This window comes from Sphingobacterium thermophilum (assembly GCF_039541675.1).
Taxonomy (GTDB): domain Bacteria; phylum Bacteroidota; class Bacteroidia; order Sphingobacteriales; family Sphingobacteriaceae; genus Sphingobacterium; species Sphingobacterium thermophilum.
This window is the reverse complement of the sequence record NZ_BAABGR010000035.1, coordinates 76,889-97,256: the sequence shown is the minus strand read 5'-3', so window position 1 is coordinate 97,256 and position 20,368 is coordinate 76,889. Positions and strand designations below refer to the sequence as shown.

Below are 20,368 nucleotides of genomic sequence, written 5' to 3'. Positions count from 1 at the left end.
CATCACTAAAAATAAATCAAAAAGCACTCGAAATTTCGAGTGCTTTTTTTCTATTTGTAGGCGAAAACTTCACCCAAGTCGCTATTGTTGGTGAAGGTATTACCTGTATCTATCAACTCTCCTGTGGCAATGTTAATGACCATACCATGGACGGCAAGATCGTCTCTTTCTTTCCATGCATTCTGGACGATGGAAGTAGTACATAGGTTGAACACCTGCTCTTTGACGTTCAGCTCTACCAGACGGTCTGCTTTTTTCTCCATATCTGCTATAGCGTCAATCTCTTTGGCGTGGATGCGGTACACATCTTTAATGTGGCATAGCCAGTTGTCGATGATGCCAAACTGTCGGCGGCTGAGGGCTGCTGCCACCCCTCCACAACCGTAATGTCCAGCGACGATAATGTGTTTTACCTTCAGCACGTTTACGGCATAGTCTAGTACCGACAACATATTCATATCAGAGTGTACACACATGTTGGCAATATTCCGATGAACGAATACTTCACCCGGTTTATTTCCTGTCAGCTCGTTGGCCGGTACACGGCTGTCCGCACATCCTATCCATAAAATCTGTGGGTTCTGCCCTTTGGCCAATTGTTGGAAACGTCCAGAAGTGTCGTTCTTTACGAACTCCATCCATTCTCTGTTTCCATCCAAAATTTTTTTAAATCCTAATTCTAAATCTTTATTAATCATGTGTGACTGATTTTGAGCCTCTCAAATGCGAGGCAAGTTACTGCTTTTTGATTTATTATTGTGTTATTTTTTACTTAAATTACTTTCTGAAGGCGTCTGTTGCGGCTTGTGCGCACTACTTTCCTTTTACTTGTCACCTCCTGAAGCTGGATGTTGAGCCCCTTGCTGAGAGCATTCTGTTCAAAATCTTTCAGCACCTCTATAACATCCTTATCTATAAATTTACTTTTTTCTCCGTTGATGACCACGCGGTTTACCGTTTTAGGTAGGTTGTACAACCTTTTCTTTATGGGTACCTTGTTAAGGAAGGATACCTCTTCGGCGAGGGTCAATACCGCTGTGTTTTCGTCTTTAATTTCGAAGTTGTACGCATTCTGCATGTTGGCCTTCAATATATAGAAGGTAGCGACCAGAAGCCCTATACCTACTCCCATGAGCAGGTCTGTCATCACTATAGCCAAGATTGTCGCCGCAAAAGGAATAAACTGGTCCAACCCTCTGCGGAACATCTGGCGAAATAGTGCTGGCTTAGCCAACTTATATCCTGTATGAAGCAGGATAGCGGCCAAACAAGCCAACGGTATCATGTTAATGAGTTGTGGTATTGCTAGTAAAGCTACCAGTAGCCAGACGCCGTGTAACATGGCCGACTGACGGGTACGTCCTCCGGCATTGACGTTGGCTGAGGACCTTACGATTACGGAAGTCATCGGTAGCCCTCCCAAAAAGCCGGAAGTCATATTTCCTATCCCTTGGGCTATAAGTTCCCGGTTTGTCGGGGAGTTACGCTTGAAGGGGTCCAGCTTGTCTACAGCTTCCAGACTTAATAGTGTCTCTAAGCTGGCGATGATGGCAAGAGTGAAAGCTATTACCCATACCTCCTTTTCCAGGATATAGGTAAAGTCTGGAAAAATCAACAAGCTTGTAAGCTCCGTCAAGGAAGAGAGGGTAGGTATAGACACATAGTGTGCCGGCATCAGTGCCAATGACGTATATTGAAAAAGAAGAGCCAGACCTACGCCTAGCAACACAGCAGCCAAAGGTGCAGGTACCTTGTTGAGGTAGCGGAAGCGTGGCCAAAATATTAAGGTCAGAAGCGACAGGAGACAGATGATGGTAGCTCCCCAGTGAATCTGTGCGAGGAAAGCTGTGAGAAAAGGCTGTGTCGCTTCGGTTTCTCCTGTATTTCCGAAAGCTAGGGGAAGTTGCTTTAGGATAATGGTAATGCCTATTGCGGCCAACATCCCCAATATTACTGAGGAAGGGAAATAGTTGCCTATCATCCCTGCCTTGACTAACCCCAGCAAAAACTGTATTAAGCCGGCAAGAACCACCGCCAGCAGAAATATCTCATAGCTGCCTAATTTTTCTATAGCACCAAAGACAATGACGGTAAGTCCGGCGGCCGGGCCGCTAACACTTAATGGAGAGCCGGAAATCGCACCCACCACCAATCCTCCTATCACTCCGGTCAAGACGCCTGCAAACAATGGTGCTCCAGAAGCCATCGCTATACCCAAACAAAGTGGAAGTGCAACAAGGAATACAACAATGGATGCAGGAAAATCATATTTTAAATCTCTTTTCGATAATTTCAGAAAAGCAGATACACGTGTTCCTAACATAATAATTAATTATATCTAATGAATGAATAGATTAAACAATAAGAAATCCTTTAGATTAATTATTTCAATTAATCGAGATAAGAAATGACGATATAATCAATTAACAATTAGGAGGAGGGGTAGGCACGGAAGGATGATAGCTGCAGATTAACTTTTCGTTTTTGACGTAATGCTTTTGACTGTCGGTGTAAGTGACAATAGGATTAAAGCTCATGTCAAAAGCGTCCGGCTTGAATACCTTAACCCCATGTTCGTGAAGATCTTCATTGTTGGTGTTGGTACTTTTTGCTGTGAGTTCTATTTCCAGCTGCATGACCACTTGAAGTATGGTGCCTTTGTCCACCACATCCATAAACATAGGGGTAGCCGAGATAAGCATCTTAGAAAAGAAAACAAAGAAGCATAGCTTCGCCGCTAATATCCTCTTAGATTTATTAAACATTTCTATAGGGCCTATCTTCATATACAAACAAAAATATAACAAGTACGCAAAAAAACAATAGAAAGTTGTGTTTTGTTACGAAAAAACAACAGTTTGTAATATAAAATTTGGAATTGTAGTTTTTAGTGATAAAAATAACCCTATCGCAAGGTAGGGGATTTCGGTATTGCATTTAATATTTTTAAATTAGGTTCGTAAAATTTAATTCTATGAAAGAAGCATTTATTGAGCGTATAACGACTTCTTATAATCCTAAGGGTGACTTTATCCAACTGGGATCGGGGATTCTGGAAGGGGAGGTGGTTACGGAGGCCCAAGTAAAGCTGGCCTTGAAGATGATGAACCGTCACGGCTTGATTGCCGGAGCCACCGGAACAGGAAAGACCAGGACCCTGCAGCTTATCACTGAGCAACTGTCAGACAAAGGAGTTCCTGTATTTATGTTGGATGTGAAGGGAGACCTGTCCGGATTGGCTGAAGAAGGGACAACCAACGACGCTCTTATAGAGCGAGGCAATGCCGTAGGAATCCCTTTTGTGCCGACAAGCTTCCCAATAGAAATATTTTCCCTAACAGGAAAATTAGGAGCACCAATGCGTCTTACTGTAGAGGATTTCGGCCCCGTAATGTTGTCTCGTATTTTAGATCTGAATGATACGCAATCCGGCGTGTTGAGTGTGTTATTCAAGTATGCGCAAGATAATTCGCTTCCTTTAGTAGATTTTGACGACCTGAAAAAACTTCTATCGTATCTGGCTGACGGACCGGGAGCGACGGAGATTAAGGAAGATTATGGTAAAATCAGCTCCGCCAGCTCCGGAGCTATCCTCCGTAAGATAGTAGCCATAGAACAGCAGGGCGTAGCCCATATCTTCGGAGAAAAAGAATTCGATATTCAGGATCTTTTTGGTAAAGTAGACGGCAGAGGCGTGATCACCTTGCTAAACATTTCCGACATACAGGACCAGCCGGTGTTATATTCTACTTTCCTTTTAAGTTTGTTGGCGCAGCTGTTCAAAAAACTTCCTGAAGTGGGAGACCTGGATAAACCTAAGCTTGTGTTTTTCTTGGATGAAGCCCATCTTCTTTTCAACGGAGCTTCCAAAGCTTTCCTCGCACAGATTGAGCAGATTGTACGGCTGATACGTTCTAAAGGGGTAGGCGTATTTTTCTGTACGCAGGCAGCGACAGACATTTCGGAAAGTGTGTTAAGTCAGTTGGGGAACCGCGTTCAGCATGCACTGCGGGCATTTACACCCAACGATGCGGAAAACCTGAAAAAGACCGTAAAGACTTATCCTACCTCGCAGTTTTACGAAATAGACAAGGTGCTGACCTCTCTTGGTACGGGGCAGGCTTTGATAACGGTATTGAATGATAAGGGTATTCCTACGGAGGTCGTGGCCACGCATCTTGTTCCTGCAAGAGCTGTGATGGGGCCTTGCAGTAGCCAAACTTACGAGCAGATCACGAAGACTTCGGAATTCTATACCAAGTACCAAGAGCGTATAGAGCGTAGGACGGCAGCAGAAATTCTAGAAGAGCGGGAGGCAGCCGCATTGGCCAAGGAGGCGCAGGAAAAAGCCAAGCAGGAAGCTGCCAAACAAACATCGCGCAGCCGGACTTCTACATCGCGTCGTCAGACCCCTCTAGAAGCAGCGCAGACCCAGGCAAGCCGAACGTTAGCCCGTGAAGGTGTTAAGTTGTTGAGTAGAATTGCCACAGGAATCTTAAATTCTTTCTTTAAAAAGAAATAGTATATTTGCGGACAATATTTATAATCAAAATATGAAGAGACCTACTTTATTAGTTCTTGCGGCGGGTATGGCGAGCCGCTATGGATCGCTAAAACAAGTTGACAGCTTTGGACCTCACGGTGAGACTATAATCGACTACTCTATATACGATGCCATACGTGCCGGTTTTGGAAAAGTTGTATTCATCATTCGTAAAGAATTCGAAGATGTAATGCGTTCAAAATTCGACGAAAAATTGAAGGGAAAAATCGAGGTAGACTATGCTTTCCAAGATTTTGATCTTACCAAATTCGGCATAGATAAAGTTATTGAAAGAACAAAACCTTGGGGTACTGCCCATGCCGTGATGAGCGCTAAAGATAAAATTAATGAGCCTTTTTGTGTGATTAATGCCGATGACTTTTATGGCGCTGACGCATTCGAAAAGATGGCCAAATTCTTAAATGAAGAGGTTAAAGACAGCCATATGGCTCTGATGGGCTTTGAAATAGGCAATACCATGTCCGATTATGGCTATGTATCACGCGGCGTGTGTGAAGTAAGTCCAGAGGGAAATATGGAGTCCGTAACCGAACGTACCAATATCTATTATAAAGGAGAAGGTGAAAACCGTAAAATCGTGTTCAACGAGAATGACGTAGAATACGATTTAGATCCTAAGACCCGCGTGTCTATGAATTTCTGGGGATTTACACCACGTATCTTTGATATCTGTATGGAATTGTTCCCGACCTTTGTAGAAGAGAATGCCGATAATCCAAAGGCTGAATTCTTTATACCTTCCATTCCGGACTATATGGTGAAACATGGGCTAGCCGATTTTAAAGTTATTCCTACTTCGTCGAAATGGTTTGGAGTAACTTATCCGGAAGACAAGCCTATCGTACAAGAGAATATTACTGCTTTAATTGCTCAAGGAGTATATCCTGACAAATTGTTTTAATGAATAACCCAAGCAAAGATATGAGGGCACAAATTATTTTGTGCCCTTTTTGTTTAATGCTGATTTTCACGGATTAGCAGAAAATTACATGGTTTTGTAACAATACTTTTATGTGTAAGGCTTTGATTATGAATGACTTTGTTGTATTTTTAATGCGTTAAATTTAATCACTATGAATCTGTTCAGTCTACTTGGTCGCAGCCTACGCATGTTGATAGCCGTAGCTCTGTTGTATTCTTTCATTATGCAGATCCAAGGCAATGTGTTGGAAACTAATCTTTTAAATGTGGCCCATAAAATAGAGGGAGAATTAAAGTTAGATATAGCTCAGCAGTATGGTGTGAAGCTTATCTATTCGAAAAATAAAATTCAGTTGGAATTGAAAGCATAAGCCTTCGTCGGTTTAATTTGGATACAGTTATACTTGCGATTCCCGTTTATAGATTTATTCAATGTCTTAGAAAATAAAAAGCCCCCTAAGAGTAATCTTAGGGGGCTTTTTTATGCTGAGAAGATTATTTTACTTCTTCGAATTCTACGTCTTGCACATCATCACCTCCTTGGTTGTTGCCTTGTTGAGCTTGACCGTCGGTGTTTTGTGCCTGCTGAGCGCCTCCTGTTGCGGCGTACATCTCTTCAGAAGCTGCGTTCCAAGCGTTTTGAAGCTCGGTAGTAGCAGTGTCGATGTCGGCAAAGTTGCGTGCAGCATGTGCTGATTTCAATTTTTGAAGGCCGGCTTCGATAGCAGATTTTTTATCAGCAGAAAGTTTGTCACCATACTCTTTCAATTGTTTTTCAGTGGAGAAGATTAGGGCATCTGCTGTATTCAGTTTGTCTGCTTCTTCTTTCATTTTTCTGTCGGCCTCAGCATTTGCTTCAGCTTCGCGTTTCATCTTTTCGATTTCTTCCTGAGAAAGACCGGAAGAAGCTTCGATGCGGATATTTTGCTCTTTGCCTGTGGCTTTATCTTTTGCTGATACTTTTAGAATACCGTTCGCATCGATGTCGAAAGTAACTTCAATTTGAGGTACACCACGTGGTGCCGGTGGAATATCTGTCAATTGGAAACGACCTAAGGTACGGTTTTGTGCGGCCATAGGACGCTCACCTTGTAATACGTGGATTTCTACCGAAGGTTGGTTGTCCGTAGCTGTAGAGAAGATTTCCGACTTTCTTGTAGGAATGGTAGTGTTGGCTTCAATCAATTTGGTGAACACCCCACCCATAGTTTCTATACCTAAAGAAAGAGGAGTAACGTCTAACAACAATACGTCTTTTACTTCTCCTGTCAACACACCACCTTGGATAGCGGCACCCAATGCTACCACCTCGTCAGGGTTAACGCTCTTCGAAGGCTCTTTGCCGAAGAAATCTTTAACGGCCTGTTGGATGGCTGGGATACGTGTAGAACCACCTACCAAGATTACTTCATCGATATCTGCCGTAGTGAATCCTGCATTTTTCAAGGCTATACGGCATGGCTCGATAGTACGTTTTACCAAGTCAGCTACCAACGTTTCGAATTTAGCGCGTGACAAGGTGCGTACTAAGTGTTTAGGACCTGTAGCGTCAGCGGTGATATATGGTAAGTTGATTTCGGTAGATGTCGAGCTTGAAAGTTCGATTTTTGCTTTTTCGGCTGCCTCTTTAAGGCGTTGTAAAGCCATAGGATCTTGTTTCAAGTCGATGCTGTATTCTGCTTTGAACTCGTCGTTCAACCAGTTGATGATAGCATTGTCGAAGTCGTCACCACCTAAATGTGTATCACCGTCAGTAGCTTTAACTTCAAATACGCCGTCACCTAACTCCAATACTGAAACGTCGTGTGTACCCCCACCACAGTCGAATACGACAATCTTCATGTCTTTGTTGGCCTTGTCAAGACCGTAGGCCAATGCAGCCGCAGTAGGTTCATTGATGATACGTTCTACTTTGAGACCGGCGATTTCTCCAGCCTCTTTAGTAGCTTGGCGCTGTGCGTCATTGAAGTAAGCCGGAACAGTGATTACGGCACGTGTCACTTCCTGACCAAGATAATCTTCGGCAGTTTTCTTCATTTTTTGAAGAATCATGGCCGAAATTTCTTGTGGTGTATATTTGCGGTCATCAATTTCCACACGTGGAGTATTGTTGTCGCCTTTAACAACTTTGTAAGGAACGTGAGGGATCTCTTTTTGCGCTTCGTCAAAAGAAGTTCCCATGAAACGTTTGATAGAATAGATTGTTTTATGCGGATTTGTGATCGCTTGACGTTTTGCCGGATCACCTACTTTACGCTCACCACCTTCTACAAATGCTACGATGGAAGGAGTCGTGCGTTTACCCTCGTTGTTTGCGATAACTACGGGCTCGTTACCCTCCATTACAGCAACACATGAGTTCGTAGTTCCTAAGTCGATACCTATAATTTTAGACATATTTTGAATATTGTTTATTTACTAACTTTTAATTTGATAACAATATATCAACCCTTGTGCCAACAACACATATCGTTCAAAAATGAAATAAAAACACTCAAACTGTCTTAAAAATGTCAGGTCTTAGTGACAAATTGTCTTTTTGTTAATAAATAAGCTGTTCTTGAACCTGTCTTTTGCTGGAATTACTGTCACGTCCGCGTTGGTAAAATCTGCCAAAAGATTTTAAAAAGTCATCGAAGGTAATGGTCGTACTCTTTTTGTTTTTCCAGTCAGCGGGTACGGTATTGTTAGTATATTCCACTTTAGTGGCCCAATACTGAATATGCATTTCGGGGATGGCGAGGCCGAGAATCATGCCCGGCAGTCCGCTGGTAAAGGCAGGTCCGGCAGATACAGGGATTTCATCAGTGAAGAAGGCTACCAAATACAGGGAGTCGGCAGTGGCGCCGTTAGCTCTTCGGCATTCAAAGCCTGCGATGTTTCGGTATTCATCGGTGAAACGCCAAGTAATTTGGTTTATGGTATCGGTGATGATGTAATTTTCATCCACCTCAATCTGTAAGTTGGTCGTTTTCTTCTTCAGGTCTTGAAACATGACTTTCGTTGCATTATTGGGACGGCTGCCTGACATCCCTATACGCGTTTCACCTTGTAATCTGGCCCTTTCTCCGCCTCGGACTGTCACCGTGCCACCACGGGGAGCCCCGGCAACAGTGTTGCCTCTTCTTCCTACCATGCCTGCACCTGCTATAGCTCTATTGCCTGCACGAGCTCCTTCGGAAGCATTTTCTGCACTTGGGTCCGTTACCAGTAAGGTGCTGTTCTCATCAAAATACAGGAGTAGCTTCTGCGTGGTAGACTCCGGCATATTGTCGGTGTTGAACATACCACGTCCGAAACCACCGTTAGGTGAATTTTGAGCAGCACTTTTAAGTCGTGCTTTGATGTAAGTAATTTTGTCGAAATATATGCGGCCCCGTGTTCCGAAATAGCTGTACTGAGCCTGTGTGCTTAAGGTGGAAACACACAAAAACAGCAGCACCAATATCTTAATCTTATTCATTTTTCTTTTTACCTAAATTTTTGTTGAAATCCCATTTTAAACCGAAAAGAATATAACGTGTCAGCATGAGCTGTGTGGATTCCGAATATTCTGTTTCTGATACACTTCGGTTTGTGGTATTATACGTGTTGAAAATGTCGAAAGCCTTTATAGAAACTACGAGGCTCTCATTTTTCAGCAGTTTCTTGCTGAGTTCCACATTTGCGTAGAACTGCTGTATGCTTTCTTTGTAAAGCTTGGTCGGCCCTTCCAAATTGTAATGTATGTTTGCCGATACGTTGAATTTCTTTGGAAAGAAATAGCGCAAGTAGGAAGAACCTCCTGTGATGAGGTTGGTGGAATTCAAATTCCTTTGAAGGCTGTTGCGCTGGTTGTTGACAGTAACTCTCCAGCTGAAATCATAATCTAACCCGGAAGAGTTCTGTTCGTTGAAGCTAATGCCTGTGAAGAGGGAAGCGTTTTGTGTGTTGTTGAGCTCGTATTGACCTTGGATAGGGCTTCCCGGCTCTTGATATCTGGTATAGCTAAAACCGTTGTTGTAGTTTACTCCTGAGGAGATGTTGAACTGAACTATTTGTTGGAACAGCGGCAAGCTGTAGTTGGTATTCAGGTTGGCGTTCCAGGACGATTTGCCTGAGACATTGACATAGGTGCTGATAGTTACCGAATCTGTAACGGTCCGTTTGTTGACAATAGGATTGCTTTTTATGTTGATGCTGGAGTTTATGTTCCAGCTGGTACCTTTCATCAGACTGATTGTATTGTAGTTGATATTAAATCCATTGTTGACAGCTCTTTTTAGATCAGGATTACCTTCTTGGATAAAGATGGCAGAGGTCTGCGGCTGTAGCGGCTGCAGTTGGTTGAACGAAGGTATATCAAAATTTTGTTGATAGTTTAACGATAGATTTTTTCGGTTTGATATCTTATAATTTCCGGAAAGATTCAGGTTGTTATCCCAGAAGTTTCTGCTGAGGTCGATATCTCTGTAAGAGTCTGTTAGTTTCTGGCTGCGGTAGTTGGTTCGGTTTGACAGGGATACGCTTACTTTTTCAGCGTTGAAATTAAGATTTGCCAAAAGGGTATTATTACTACTCTTGTTGATTTGGTTTTGCGAGTATTGCAAGTCCAGTTCATCATTGTTTGCCAGCTTGTTGAAGGCGTCCACCTTGTTTTTATCGTGGCGGAATCCTAGGTTGTAGCCTAGAGAATAGTTCAGATTTTGGTTGATTCTATTGGAGAAATGTATCTGGGAGTTGAAATTATAGTTGCGGGAGTCAGAAAGCCGATTTTGATCCACGATAGTTTCTTTATCTTCTTTATGTAGATAGGTGCGTTGGAAGACATCGCTCTGTTGGTTAGATTCGTCGAATTTATTACTTAGAAGAAGGTTTAAAGCCTGTCCTTCTTTGAGTCTTCGTCTGTAGTTTATGCTTATTTCGCTCGATTGGCTGTCTCCGGTGCTGTTGTTTTCACTTCTGTAATCGCGGATGGAATCCACACTGTTGTTGATCATATAATTTTCTGAGGCACTCCAACTAGAGGACTGCGATTTTCTGGCGTTGAAATGGACATCCATGTTGGATTTGGTGTTCGGACGAAATCGGAATATAGATCTGAAAGAGTGACCTTGATTGTTGTTGGAATTTTGAGATAGGCTGTTTGTTTCCTGTACTTCCTCGCTAGAGATGATTTCTTTGTTGTATCTTTCTCTCTCGTTTCTGTTGCTGGCATCATTGAAGTTATAGTTAGCATTGACGTTCAGTTTCTTTTGAAAGAACTGGTTTTCGTAGTTTGCGCCAACGGAGGTGTTGCGTGGTTCTCCCGTGATCTGGCTGTTCATGCGCAGACTACCTTCTCTTCCTCCGGCATTCGCACCCATATTGTTGGTATTGGCGGTAAGTCCTATACGTTCGGTTCGATTGAATTTGGCAGCAAACAGGTTTGCGGTGTAGAGTTCTTCTGTGCCTAAGTGTCCTTCTATATTGCCAAACAACCCTACGCGAGCTTCTTCTTTGAGTACTACATTGACAGTTTGAAAGCGCTGTCCATCATCAATACCGGTAAGCTCTGACTCCTCGGACTTTCGTTCGTACACCTGTACTTTGTCCACGGCATCTGCCCTGATGTTGCGTATTGCGATTTTAGGGTCGTAGCCGAAAAATTCTTCCCCGTCAATCAACACTTTGGAAACGGTCTTTCCATGCGCCGTAATGTCGCCACTGGCCGACACTGTCAGTCCCGGCAGGCGGCGTAGCAGATCTTCTAGTTTGGCATTTTTCTCCGTTTCAAAACTTGCTGCATCATATTCTATGGTGTCACCCTTCAGTCGAATAGGGATTTTGGCTTTCACGACTACCTCCTCTATCAGATGGGCGCGTGAACTTAACAATATGGGCTTAAGGTTGAGGTTTTTATCCAGTTCTATGGGTTGGGAATATACTTCAAATTTAGGATAGGAGACGATAAGGAGATAATCCGCTGGCTTGATTCCTTTGAACTCGAAGTTTCCGTCTTCATTGGCTCTAACAAAATATTGAAGGATAGAATCCTGATTAAGGAGTACGATGGTAGCATTGGTTAAAGGCTTACTGTCGTCTCTATTAAGAACTTTACCCGTAAGATTGGCTTGAGCAAAACAGGTAATGGTCAATAGGCAGGAAGTAATTAACGTAACAAAAAATTTCATTCAGGTTTGATGTTAGTAACAAACATCAAAGTTAGATAGTGTAAAGGAAAAAAGGTTTAATGAAGATGCAACAATATCATGACGGAAGATATGTTTTATTAATGTATTTTTGCTGCGCATCAACTTAGAAATGTTGATGCCGAAAAGGGTCTTTGACCTAGCGACACGTTAACTCAATTTACAAGCATGACATTTGAAAATTATATCCGTAATTTCGAAGAGATCGTAAATCATCCAGAGAAGTTTCCTCTATATCAAGATGAGAATTATTATAACTACGTAAAGTTGAATTGGTCAAGGACCAACCGTTGGTTAAAGAAGTTTGTTCCTTCCGATGAAGTTAAGCAAGCTATAGCTGATGTTAAGGAGCCACAGCAATGGATTTTGATTACCGAGCCATGGTGTGGGGACGCTGCCCATTCTGTTCCACAGATTTACAACATGGTGAAGGATAATGCTAATATCACGTTGGATATCCAGCTGCGTGATGAAGACCCATTTTTGATTAACAGCTATCTTACTAATGGAGGGAAATCCATTCCTAAGTTGGTCATCCGCAATAGTAAGGGAGAAGATTTAGCGGTGTGGGGGCCACGTCCGGACAAACTACAGCATATGTTTTTAGAATTGAAAGAAAAGAATGCTTCCATGGATGAAATTAAAGAAGTCATCCAGAAGTGGTATAATGAAGATAAAGGTCAGGAGATACAAAGAGAACTAGTTCAATTGCTGAGGCAATAGTTTTTTGTCATGCATATCGAGGATATACGGCTATATTGTCTTTCCAAATCTACCCAAGTGGTGGAAGAATTGCCTTTCGGTCCCGACACCTTGGTGTTTAAGATTGGTGGGAAAATATTTCTTTTGATATCCTTGGATCAATATGACGAGATACGGTTTAATGTGAAATGCGATCCCGACTATGCTGAAGAGCTACGTGAACGGTATAGTCAAACCGTTTTTCCGGGTTATCATATGAACAAAAAACATTGGAATACGGTATATGTGGGGAGAGAGCTGCAGGAAAAGGAACTTAAGGCGCTTATAGATCACAGCTATGAGTTGGTAGTTCAATCCTTACCTAGAAGTGTGCGTAACAATATAAATAAATAAGGACAATCAGCGATTGTCCTTGTTTATTTTATTACATTTTCAAACCGATTTCTCTTAACCTTTCATCCAAGTATTGACCGGCAGTATAGTCTTCATACTGTTTAGGATATTTTTCCGAAATACACGATTCAAGACATGCCAAGCTCATGCTGGCTTTAGGATGCAAGAAGAACGGCACCGAGTAGCGGGATGTTTTCATCAGCTCGCGAGGAGGATTCACCACACGGTGTGTGGTAGATTTGAGTTTATTGTTGGTAAGACGCTGTAGCATGTCTCCCACATTCACCACTATATCTTCACCCTTAGCTTTTATAGGGAACCACTCTCCATTTTTTGTCAAGACTTCCAGACCGTCGGCACTGGCACCTATCAGTAGGGTAATTAGGTTGATGTCTTCATGTGCGCCGGCACGTACGGCGTCCGCAGGCAGCTCGTCCGGATTTTCGATAGGAAAATAGTGTATTGCTCTCAAAATAGAGTTTCCGTTGATGACATGTGGTTCGAAATAATTTTCGTCTAATTCCAGATATGTAGCTATGGCTTTTAGCAAGCTACGGCCTGCATCTTCCAGTTTTTTGTATACCTGGGCCGTGATTTCGTTGAAGCGAGGGAGTTCCTCTACGAAAGGGTTGTCCGGAAAGTCTTCTTTTGAATATTCTTCACCGACGATAGTCTGACCTCGTTGCCAAAACTCTTTAAGGTCTGGAACTTTAGCGTCTTTGGCTTTCTCTTTTCCTTTGCTGGTATAGCCGCGCTGTCCAGCAAGTTCAGGGAATTCGTATTTGTTTTTTATCTCTTGCGGTAGGTCGAAGAAAGCTTTCACAACGCTGTATAGCTCGTCGATAAGTTCTTGGCTAAGACCATGATTTGCTATGGTGACAAAGCCTGTCTCGTTGAATGCCCGGCCAAGGTCTTGGATAAACTTCTGACGGTCTTCCGCCGAGCCCTGCGTATATTGCTGCAAATCCAATCGTGGGATGTTTACTAATGTCATAGTTTATGTTGTTGTTTATGCAAAGTTAGTCGAATATAATCTTATAGGTTAAAGATAATGTTTATAACCTTTTGTATGCAAGATATAACTTTAAGATTTTCAGTATTTAAAAGTTTTCAACATTATGGTTTTGTAACATAAAATAGAAGCAAAAAAATCCCTTTAATCCGTTAAAGACAAATATTTATCAAAAAAACTTTGAATTGCTTGAAATATTAAACTGTAATATATAAATTTGTTATGCTTGCATAATAAACTAAATTTAAAAACCTTATACCTAATTGACAATGAACCAAAACAACAACAGTAAGACAATAGATTATTTCTTAAAAGCCGCCTGGCAGACTGTGGCGAACAAATACAATAACATTGCGTCGCAGTATGGTTTTACTCAAGCTGCAGGGTATATTTTGATAAATATTCATCGGGAGGGTACTCCTGTGTCGCAGATAGCAAATTCCACGGGCGTGCGTACGACCTCGCTATCGCGTGTGTTGGCAAATCTGGAGAGTTTAGGTTTCATTTATAGAGAGATTAGTGATAAGGATAAACGTTCGGTTAAGGTGTTTTTAACTCCTTTGGGGGTGGAGAAGCGCAAAATCGCAAAGGATGTTGTTCGCGGTTTTAACGATTATCTGAATGCCCATTTTACCGAGCAGGAGCGCGAGCAGTTGATGAATATGCTGGCAAGAGTAAATGATCTGGCCAACAAATATGAGCCGGAGCTACAACTTGAAAACAAATAAAATAGATAATTCGATTCGATAACTAATATAAACTTATGATGAGACGTATTAATAAAGTAGCTGTACTTGGATCCGGGGTGATGGGGTCTCGCATAGCTTGTCATTTTGCTAATGTCGGCGTAGAAGTACTGTTGTTGGACATTGTTCCGCGAGAGTTACTTCCGGCGGAGGAAGCAAAAGGACTTACCTTAGACCATCCGCAAGTACGCAACCGCATTGTGAATACATCATTGGACACTGCTATAAAATCCAATCCTGCACCATTATTCAGCAAGTCATTCGCCAAAAGAATAAAAACGGGGAACTTTGAGGATGATATGTCCAAGATTGCTGATGCCGATTGGGTAATAGAGGTGGTAGTAGAGCGTTTGGATATTAAAAAATCTGTATTTGATCAGGTAGAAAAATACCGTAAGGCAGGAACGTTAATCACCTCGAATACTTCAGGTATTCCTATACACATGATGAGTGAGGGACGTTCGGAAGATTTTAAATCCCACTTCTGTGGTACGCACTTCTTTAATCCTCCTCGTTATTTGCCTTTGTTGGAAATCATCCCAACGAAAGACACCAAGAAAGAGGTCGTAGACTTCTTGATGGAATATGGAGACAAGAAATTAGGAAAAACAGTTGTGTTGTGTAAAGATACGCCAGCTTTCATCGGTAACCGCATTGGCGTTTACTCGATGCTGGCGTTGACACATCTTGTAGAGCAGTTAGGTCTTACTGTAGAAGAAGTCGATAAGTATACGGGACCTGCCATGGGGCACCCTAAGTCAGCAACTTTCCGCACGGCGGATGTAGTGGGGTTAGACACATTGGTGAATGTGGCCAATGGCTTAGATCAGAATGCTCCGGACGATGAAGCACGTGGTGTCTTCAAACTACCTTCATATATCACCAAGATGGTGGAAAATAAGTGGCTGGGAGAGAAAACAAAAAAAGGATTCTATGAAAAGGTAAAAAGTGCGGATGGCAGCTCAGAGATTTTGTCGTTGAACCTGAAGACCCTTACCTACGGCCCTCAGCAGAAGGTTAAGTCGTCGACGCTGGAAGCTACCAAATTGGTAGAAGATATCCGCAAGCGTATGAAGGTGTATGAGCAGGGAACAGATAAAGCTGCTGTTCTTTTCCGTGCCATGCATTACCCGCTATTTGAATATGTGTCGAAGCGTGTTCCAGAAATTACGGATGACTTCTTCCGCATTGACGACGCTATGCGTGCCGGCTTCGGATGGGAGTTAGGTCCTTTTGAAGTGTGGGATGCCTTGGGGGTTCGGGAGACTATAGAGAAAATCAAGAATGAAGAGAAACGTCTTCCAGGACAAACCGGAGAGGTAGCTCAATGGGTGCATGATATGCTTGCTTCAGGTGCAGAGTCTTTCTATAAGGTAGAAAATGGTGTAAGACACTATTACGATATTGCTAGCAAGTCGTATAAGCCTATACCGGGAACGGAAGACTTAATAGTGTTGGATCATATCCGTGAGCAGAAAACAATATGGAAAAACTCTGGTGTGTCAATTATAGACTTGGGGGATGGCATCATCAACTGCGAGTTTCACACCAAGATGAACACTATAGGTGGAGATGTGATTCAGGGATTGAACAAGGCTATAGATATTGCGGAAAAGGATTACCGAGGGTTGGTCATTACCAATGATGGAAAGAATTTTTCTGCTGGAGCGAATATAGGTATGATCTTCATGATGGCTGTGGAGCAGGATTACGATGAGCTCAACATGGCCGTACGTATGTTCCAAAATACATCTATGCGCATCCGCTACTCGTCGATTCCTGTGGTGGTAGCTCCTTTCCAGCTGTGTTTGGGAGGAGGCTGTGAGTTTGCTATGCATGCCGATTTCGTGCAGTTGCATGCCGAAACCTATATGGGATTAGTGGAGTTCGGTGTGGGGGTGATTCCGGGAGGTGGAGGATCTAAGGAGTTTGCCCTCCGTGCATCGGATGAATATAAAGACGACCAGATTGTGCAGAATACGTTGAAAGAGCGTTTTTTGACTATAGGTCAGGCAAAAGTGTCTACCTCGGCAGTGGAAGCATACGAGCTGGGTTACCTGCAGCAGGGCAAATATGGTATTACCATGAACCGGGCAAGGCTTTTGGCCGATGCCAAGGCGAAGGCTATAGAGCTTGCCGAAGCAGGATATACGAAACCTATACCACGTACAGATATCAAAGTGCTTGGAAACCAAGGTTTAGGGATAGTTTATGTGGGGGCTGATTCTATGCGTGCCGGTGGCTATATTTCGGAGCATGACAAGAAAATCTCCGAGAAGCTGGGGTGGGTGATGTGTGGAGGAGATCTTTCAGCACCAGCAGAGGTATCAGAACAGTATCTGTTGGACTTGGAACGCAAAGCCTTCTTGGAGTTGTGCGCCGAGCGTAAGACGCTGGAGCGTATTCAGCATATGTTGACGAAAGGAAAACCATTAAGAAACTAGAGTATAATACAGAGACAGAATATATTACAGGTTGTAGGGAGGTTCTCAAAAGTTTATTATGCAAGGCAAAAGGATTAAACCGATACAACCTTCAAAAAAGAAAATAACATGGAAGCATATATTGTAGCAGGATATCGTACCGCAGTTGCAAAAGCTCCTCGAGGAGGTTTTCGATTTATGCGTGCGGATGATTTAGCCGCTGAAGTAATTAAGCATCTGGTAGCTTCGGTACCGAATCTTAATAAAGAAGATATCGATGATGTTATCGTTGGAAATGCGATGCCGGAAGCTGAGCAAGGAATGAACATGGCGCGTTTCATATCGCTCATGGGACTGGATACGGACAAAGTACCGGGAGTTACGGTAAACCGTTATTGTGCTTCCGGGCTGGAAACTATCGCTACAGCTACGGCTAAGATCAAATCCGGAATGGCCGATATCATTATCGCCGGCGGGGCAGAAGTCATGTCAGGAATGCCGTTTGGAGGATGGAAAATCGTTCCCAACCCAAAAGTCGCTAAGGAGCATCCAGACTGGTATTGGGGTATGGGGCTTACTGCTGAAGCTGTAGCCAAAGAATTTGGCGTTTCACGTGAAGACCAGGATGCTTTTGCCTTAAAGTCACATCTTAAAGCTATAGATGCCATCAAAAACGGTCGTTTTAAAGACGAAATCGTACCTGTAACTGTAAAAGAAAATTACATCAAAGACGGTAAGCTTAGCTCCCGTGAGTATGTCGTAGATACGGATGAAGGTCCCCGTGCTGACACCAGCCTGGAAGCTTTGGCGAAGTTGAAGCCCGTATTTGCTGCTAATGGATGTGTTACGGCAGGAAACTCATCACAGACGTCGGATGGGGCGGCATTCGTCCTTGTAATGTCCGAACGTAAGGTGAAAGAGTTGGGGTTGAAGCCTATCGCCAAACTTATATCCTATGCTGTGGCAGGGGTTCCTCCACGCATCATGGGGATAGGTCCTGTGGCGGCTATTCCTAAAGCTTTGGCAATGGCAGATTTGGACAAAGACCAAGTGGATCTCTTTGAGCTGAATGAAGCCTTTGCTTCGCAATCTTTGGCGGTTATCCGTGAATTGGGCTTGGACGAAGAGAAGGTAAATGTCAATGGTGGGGCGATAGCTTTGGGACATCCTCTAGGATGTACAGGGGCTAAACTGACCGTGCAAGTGTTAAACGAATTGCGCCGTCGCGGTAAAAAATACGGCATGGTTACCATGTGTGTGGGTACAGGTCAGGGGGCTGCCGGAATATTTGAATTATTAGACTAATAAATAATTATCATCGGAAAATTTAAAAAACGAAGACAAGGAGATTCCTTGGTGTATTCGATAACCAAAAGACTTAAAAAATTATGACAACAAAAGCAATAAAAGGAGGAGAGTTTGTAATACAAGAAACTTCTTACGAAGATGTATTCATCCCTGAAGAATTTGATGAAGAAGCTCAGATGATACGCCAAACGTGTTTGGACTTCCTAGATACGGAAGTACTGAATAAGCTGGATCGTATCGATGCTCAAGAGGAAGGGCTGATGCAAAGTTTGTTGGATAAGGCTGGAGAGCTGGGCTTATTAGGTGTATCCATTCCGGAAGAATACGGTGGTTTCGGTAAAAATTTCAACACCTCCATGCTTGTTGCAGATGCGGTGGGGGGAGGATTCTCCTTTGCTGTAGCACTTTCGGCACATACCGGAATCGGTACTTTGCCTATCCTCTATTATGGTAATGCAGAACAAAAGGCTAAATATATTCCCAAGCTGGCTACAGGAGAGTGGAAAGCTGCTTACTGTCTGACGGAACCAAACTCCGGGTCGGATGCCAACTCGGGACGTACCTCTGCAAAGCTTAATGCCGAGGGAACCCATTATCTGATCAATGGTCAGAAGATGTGGATCACCAATGGGGGCTTCGCGGACATCTTTATTGTCTTTGCGAAAATCGATGATGACAAGAACCTGTCTGCTTTTATAGTAGAGAAGAATTTCGGCGGTATTACGATGAATCCTGAAGAACATAAAATGGGTATCAAGGGTTCTTCGACACGCCAAATCTTCTTCAATGACTGTCCTGTTCCGGTAGAAAATATGCTGTCGGAAAGAGGTAATGGGTTCAAGATTGCCGTGAATATTCTGAATATTGGACGTATTAAACTGGGGGCAGCTACAATCGGTTCGGCACGGTCGGTAATTAGCAAGGCGGTGAACTATGCTAATGAGCGCGTACAATTCAACTTGCCTATTTCTAAGTTTGGTGCCATACGCTATAAGTTGGCGGAGATGGCTACACGACTTTTCGCGACAGAATCGGCAGCCTACAGAGCCGGCCAGAATATCGATGATGCTTATGATGCATTGATTGCTGGTGGCATGGATGATGCTAAGGCTAAGCTCAAATCTGTAGAACAATTTGCTATTGAATGTGCTATCATCAAGGTGTGGTGTTCGGAAATGTTGGACTACGTGGTGGATGAAGGTGTTCAGATTTACGGCGGTATGGGGTATTCTGCCGAAGCTCCCATGGAAAGAGCGTATAGAGACTCTCGCATCAATCGTATTTTTGAAGGTACGAACGAAGTGAACCGTCTGTTGATTGTAGATATGCTCTTAAAGCGTGCGATGAAAGGTGAACTGGATCTGATGGGACCGGCACAGGCTGTAGCTAACGAGCTGATGTCTATCCCTGATTTCGGTGAAGAAGATGACAGACCTTTTGCTGCCGAAAAGAAAATTATCGCCAATCTGAAAAAGGCGGGGTTGCTGGTGGCCGGAGCCGCAGTGCAAAAGCTAATGATGACCTTGGCCAAAGAGCAAGAAATCCTTATGAATATCGCCGATATCATTGGTTATGTGTATGTGGCTGAATCGGTGCTTCTACGTGCAGAAAAAATTTATCATACGAAAGGAGAAGAGGCTGCGGCATTACCTATCGATATGGCTCGCGTATATCTATACAGTACTATCGATAAAGTGTATGTTGCCGCTAAAGAAGCCCTTTACTCTTTCGGTGAAGGAGACGAACTAAATATGATGCTTGTGGGTTTACGTCGTTTTACAAAAGCTCAACCTTTCAATGTGAAGGAAGCTCGTCAACGTATTGCCCGTAAAATCATCGAAGAAAATAAGTACTGTTTTTAGTATTCGTTAATTTGTTGATTAGGTAAAGCCTGCTGTGAAGCAGGCTTTTTTATTGCCTGAGGTTTTATTTAATTGGTTGTGTATTAGTGTTTTATTTTAAAATGTATATTAAATCTATAAAAATAGTATACATTTTTGAAATAGTTTTTATATTTGTAAAGCAAAGCTTTCAATATTACGGCTTTGTAAGTTAACAGACTAATAGAAGACAAAATGGAAAAGCAAGCAAAAATTTTCAAAGCCCTTTTATTTTATGAACGGTCCGTG

General features: G+C 42.8%; 16 protein-coding genes. 9 read left to right on the top strand and 7 right to left on the bottom strand.

The window, feature by feature from the left end; genetic code table 11:
* Window positions 1-50: 50 nt before the first annotated feature.
* The 3 genes from ABD873_RS11090 to ABD873_RS11080 all read right to left on the bottom strand — a co-directional run bounded on the left by ABD873_RS11090 (window position 51) and on the right by ABD873_RS11080 (window position 2,765).
* Window positions 51-698: a carbonic anhydrase gene (locus ABD873_RS11090; RefSeq protein ID WP_345068328.1), complete on the bottom strand. Its 648-nt coding sequence runs from the start codon at window positions 696-698 to the stop codon at window positions 51-53.
* 74 nt (window positions 699-772) lie between these two features.
* The gene (locus ABD873_RS11085; RefSeq protein ID WP_345068326.1) at window positions 773-2,323 is read right to left on the bottom strand and encodes a SulP family inorganic anion transporter; all 1,551 of its coding nucleotides are present in this window, start codon (window positions 2,321-2,323) and stop codon (window positions 773-775) included.
* 100 nt (window positions 2,324-2,423) lie between these two features.
* Window positions 2,424-2,765, bottom strand: a complete 342-nt coding sequence (locus tag ABD873_RS11080) for a hypothetical protein (protein ID WP_345068324.1) — start codon at window positions 2,763-2,765, stop codon at window positions 2,424-2,426.
* 209 nt (window positions 2,766-2,974) lie between these two features.
* Between ABD873_RS11080 and ABD873_RS11075 the strand changes: the two genes are divergently transcribed.
* The 3 genes from ABD873_RS11075 to ABD873_RS11065 all read left to right on the top strand — a co-directional run bounded on the left by ABD873_RS11075 (window position 2,975) and on the right by ABD873_RS11065 (window position 5,856).
* Entirely contained in the window at window positions 2,975-4,522 is a 1,548-nt protein-coding gene (locus tag ABD873_RS11075) for a helicase HerA-like domain-containing protein (protein ID WP_345068322.1), read from the top strand.
* Window positions 4,523-4,553: 31 nt separating this feature from the next.
* On the top strand, window positions 4,554-5,465 hold the full coding sequence (locus ABD873_RS11070; RefSeq protein WP_039054210.1) for a nucleotidyltransferase family protein: 912 nt from the start codon (window positions 4,554-4,556) through the stop codon (window positions 5,463-5,465).
* 172 nt (window positions 5,466-5,637) lie between these two features.
* Window positions 5,638-5,856, top strand: coding sequence for a hypothetical protein (locus ABD873_RS11065; protein ID WP_039054209.1), 219 nt, complete (start codon window positions 5,638-5,640; stop codon window positions 5,854-5,856).
* A gap of 124 nt (window positions 5,857-5,980) precedes the next feature.
* On the opposite strand, the gene dnaK is transcribed toward ABD873_RS11065, so the two are convergent.
* From dnaK to ABD873_RS11050, 3 genes are all read right to left on the bottom strand, one after another.
* On the bottom strand, window positions 5,981-7,882 hold the full coding sequence (dnaK, locus tag ABD873_RS11060; RefSeq protein ID WP_345068319.1) for a molecular chaperone DnaK: 1,902 nt from the start codon (window positions 7,880-7,882) through the stop codon (window positions 5,981-5,983).
* A 145-nt stretch (window positions 7,883-8,027) separates the two neighbouring features.
* Window positions 8,028-8,948 carry a GLPGLI family protein gene (locus tag ABD873_RS11055; RefSeq protein WP_345068317.1) on the bottom strand — a complete coding sequence of 307 codons (921 nt, stop codon included), beginning with the start codon at window positions 8,946-8,948 and terminating at the stop codon, window positions 8,028-8,030.
* A complete protein-coding gene (locus ABD873_RS11050) occupies window positions 8,941-11,637 on the bottom strand; it encodes an outer membrane beta-barrel protein (protein WP_345068315.1) in 2,697 nt (898 codons plus the stop codon). The genes ABD873_RS11055 and ABD873_RS11050 overlap by 8 nt, the downstream gene beginning before the upstream one ends.
* 186 nt (window positions 11,638-11,823) lie before the next feature.
* On the opposite strand from ABD873_RS11050, the gene ABD873_RS11045 reads away from it, so the two are divergent.
* Both ABD873_RS11045 and ABD873_RS11040 read left to right on the top strand, forming a co-directional pair.
* On the top strand, window positions 11,824-12,378 hold the full coding sequence (locus ABD873_RS11045; RefSeq protein ID WP_345068313.1) for a thioredoxin family protein: 555 nt from the start codon (window positions 11,824-11,826) through the stop codon (window positions 12,376-12,378).
* 9 nt (window positions 12,379-12,387) lie between these two features.
* Window positions 12,388-12,750 carry an MmcQ/YjbR family DNA-binding protein gene (locus ABD873_RS11040; protein WP_345068311.1) on the top strand — a complete coding sequence of 121 codons (363 nt, stop codon included), beginning with the start codon at window positions 12,388-12,390 and terminating at the stop codon, window positions 12,748-12,750.
* A gap of 31 nt (window positions 12,751-12,781) precedes the next feature.
* On the opposite strand, the gene ABD873_RS11035 is transcribed toward ABD873_RS11040, so the two are convergent.
* Window positions 12,782-13,744 (bottom strand): isopenicillin N synthase family dioxygenase, encoded by a 963-nt coding sequence (locus ABD873_RS11035; RefSeq protein ID WP_345068309.1) that lies wholly within the window; start codon window positions 13,742-13,744, stop codon window positions 12,782-12,784.
* A 287-nt stretch (window positions 13,745-14,031) separates the two neighbouring features.
* Between ABD873_RS11035 and ABD873_RS11030 the strand changes: the two genes are divergently transcribed.
* The 4 genes from ABD873_RS11030 to ABD873_RS11015 all read left to right on the top strand — a co-directional run bounded on the left by ABD873_RS11030 (window position 14,032) and on the right by ABD873_RS11015 (window position 20,101).
* Complete coding sequence (locus tag ABD873_RS11030; protein WP_345068307.1) at window positions 14,032-14,490, top strand: MarR family winged helix-turn-helix transcriptional regulator; 459 nt, start codon at window positions 14,032-14,034, stop codon at window positions 14,488-14,490.
* 35 nt (window positions 14,491-14,525) lie between these two features.
* Window positions 14,526-16,952 (top strand): 3-hydroxyacyl-CoA dehydrogenase/enoyl-CoA hydratase family protein, encoded by a 2,427-nt coding sequence (locus ABD873_RS11025; RefSeq protein WP_345068305.1) that lies wholly within the window; start codon window positions 14,526-14,528, stop codon window positions 16,950-16,952.
* Window positions 16,953-17,060: 108 nt separating this feature from the next.
* Window positions 17,061-18,236 carry an acetyl-CoA C-acyltransferase gene (locus ABD873_RS11020; protein WP_345068303.1) on the top strand — a complete coding sequence of 392 codons (1,176 nt, stop codon included), beginning with the start codon at window positions 17,061-17,063 and terminating at the stop codon, window positions 18,234-18,236.
* A gap of 83 nt (window positions 18,237-18,319) precedes the next feature.
* Window positions 18,320-20,101 (top strand): acyl-CoA dehydrogenase family protein, encoded by a 1,782-nt coding sequence (locus ABD873_RS11015; protein ID WP_345068301.1) that lies wholly within the window; start codon window positions 18,320-18,322, stop codon window positions 20,099-20,101.
* Window positions 20,102-20,368: the final 267 nt, after the last annotated feature.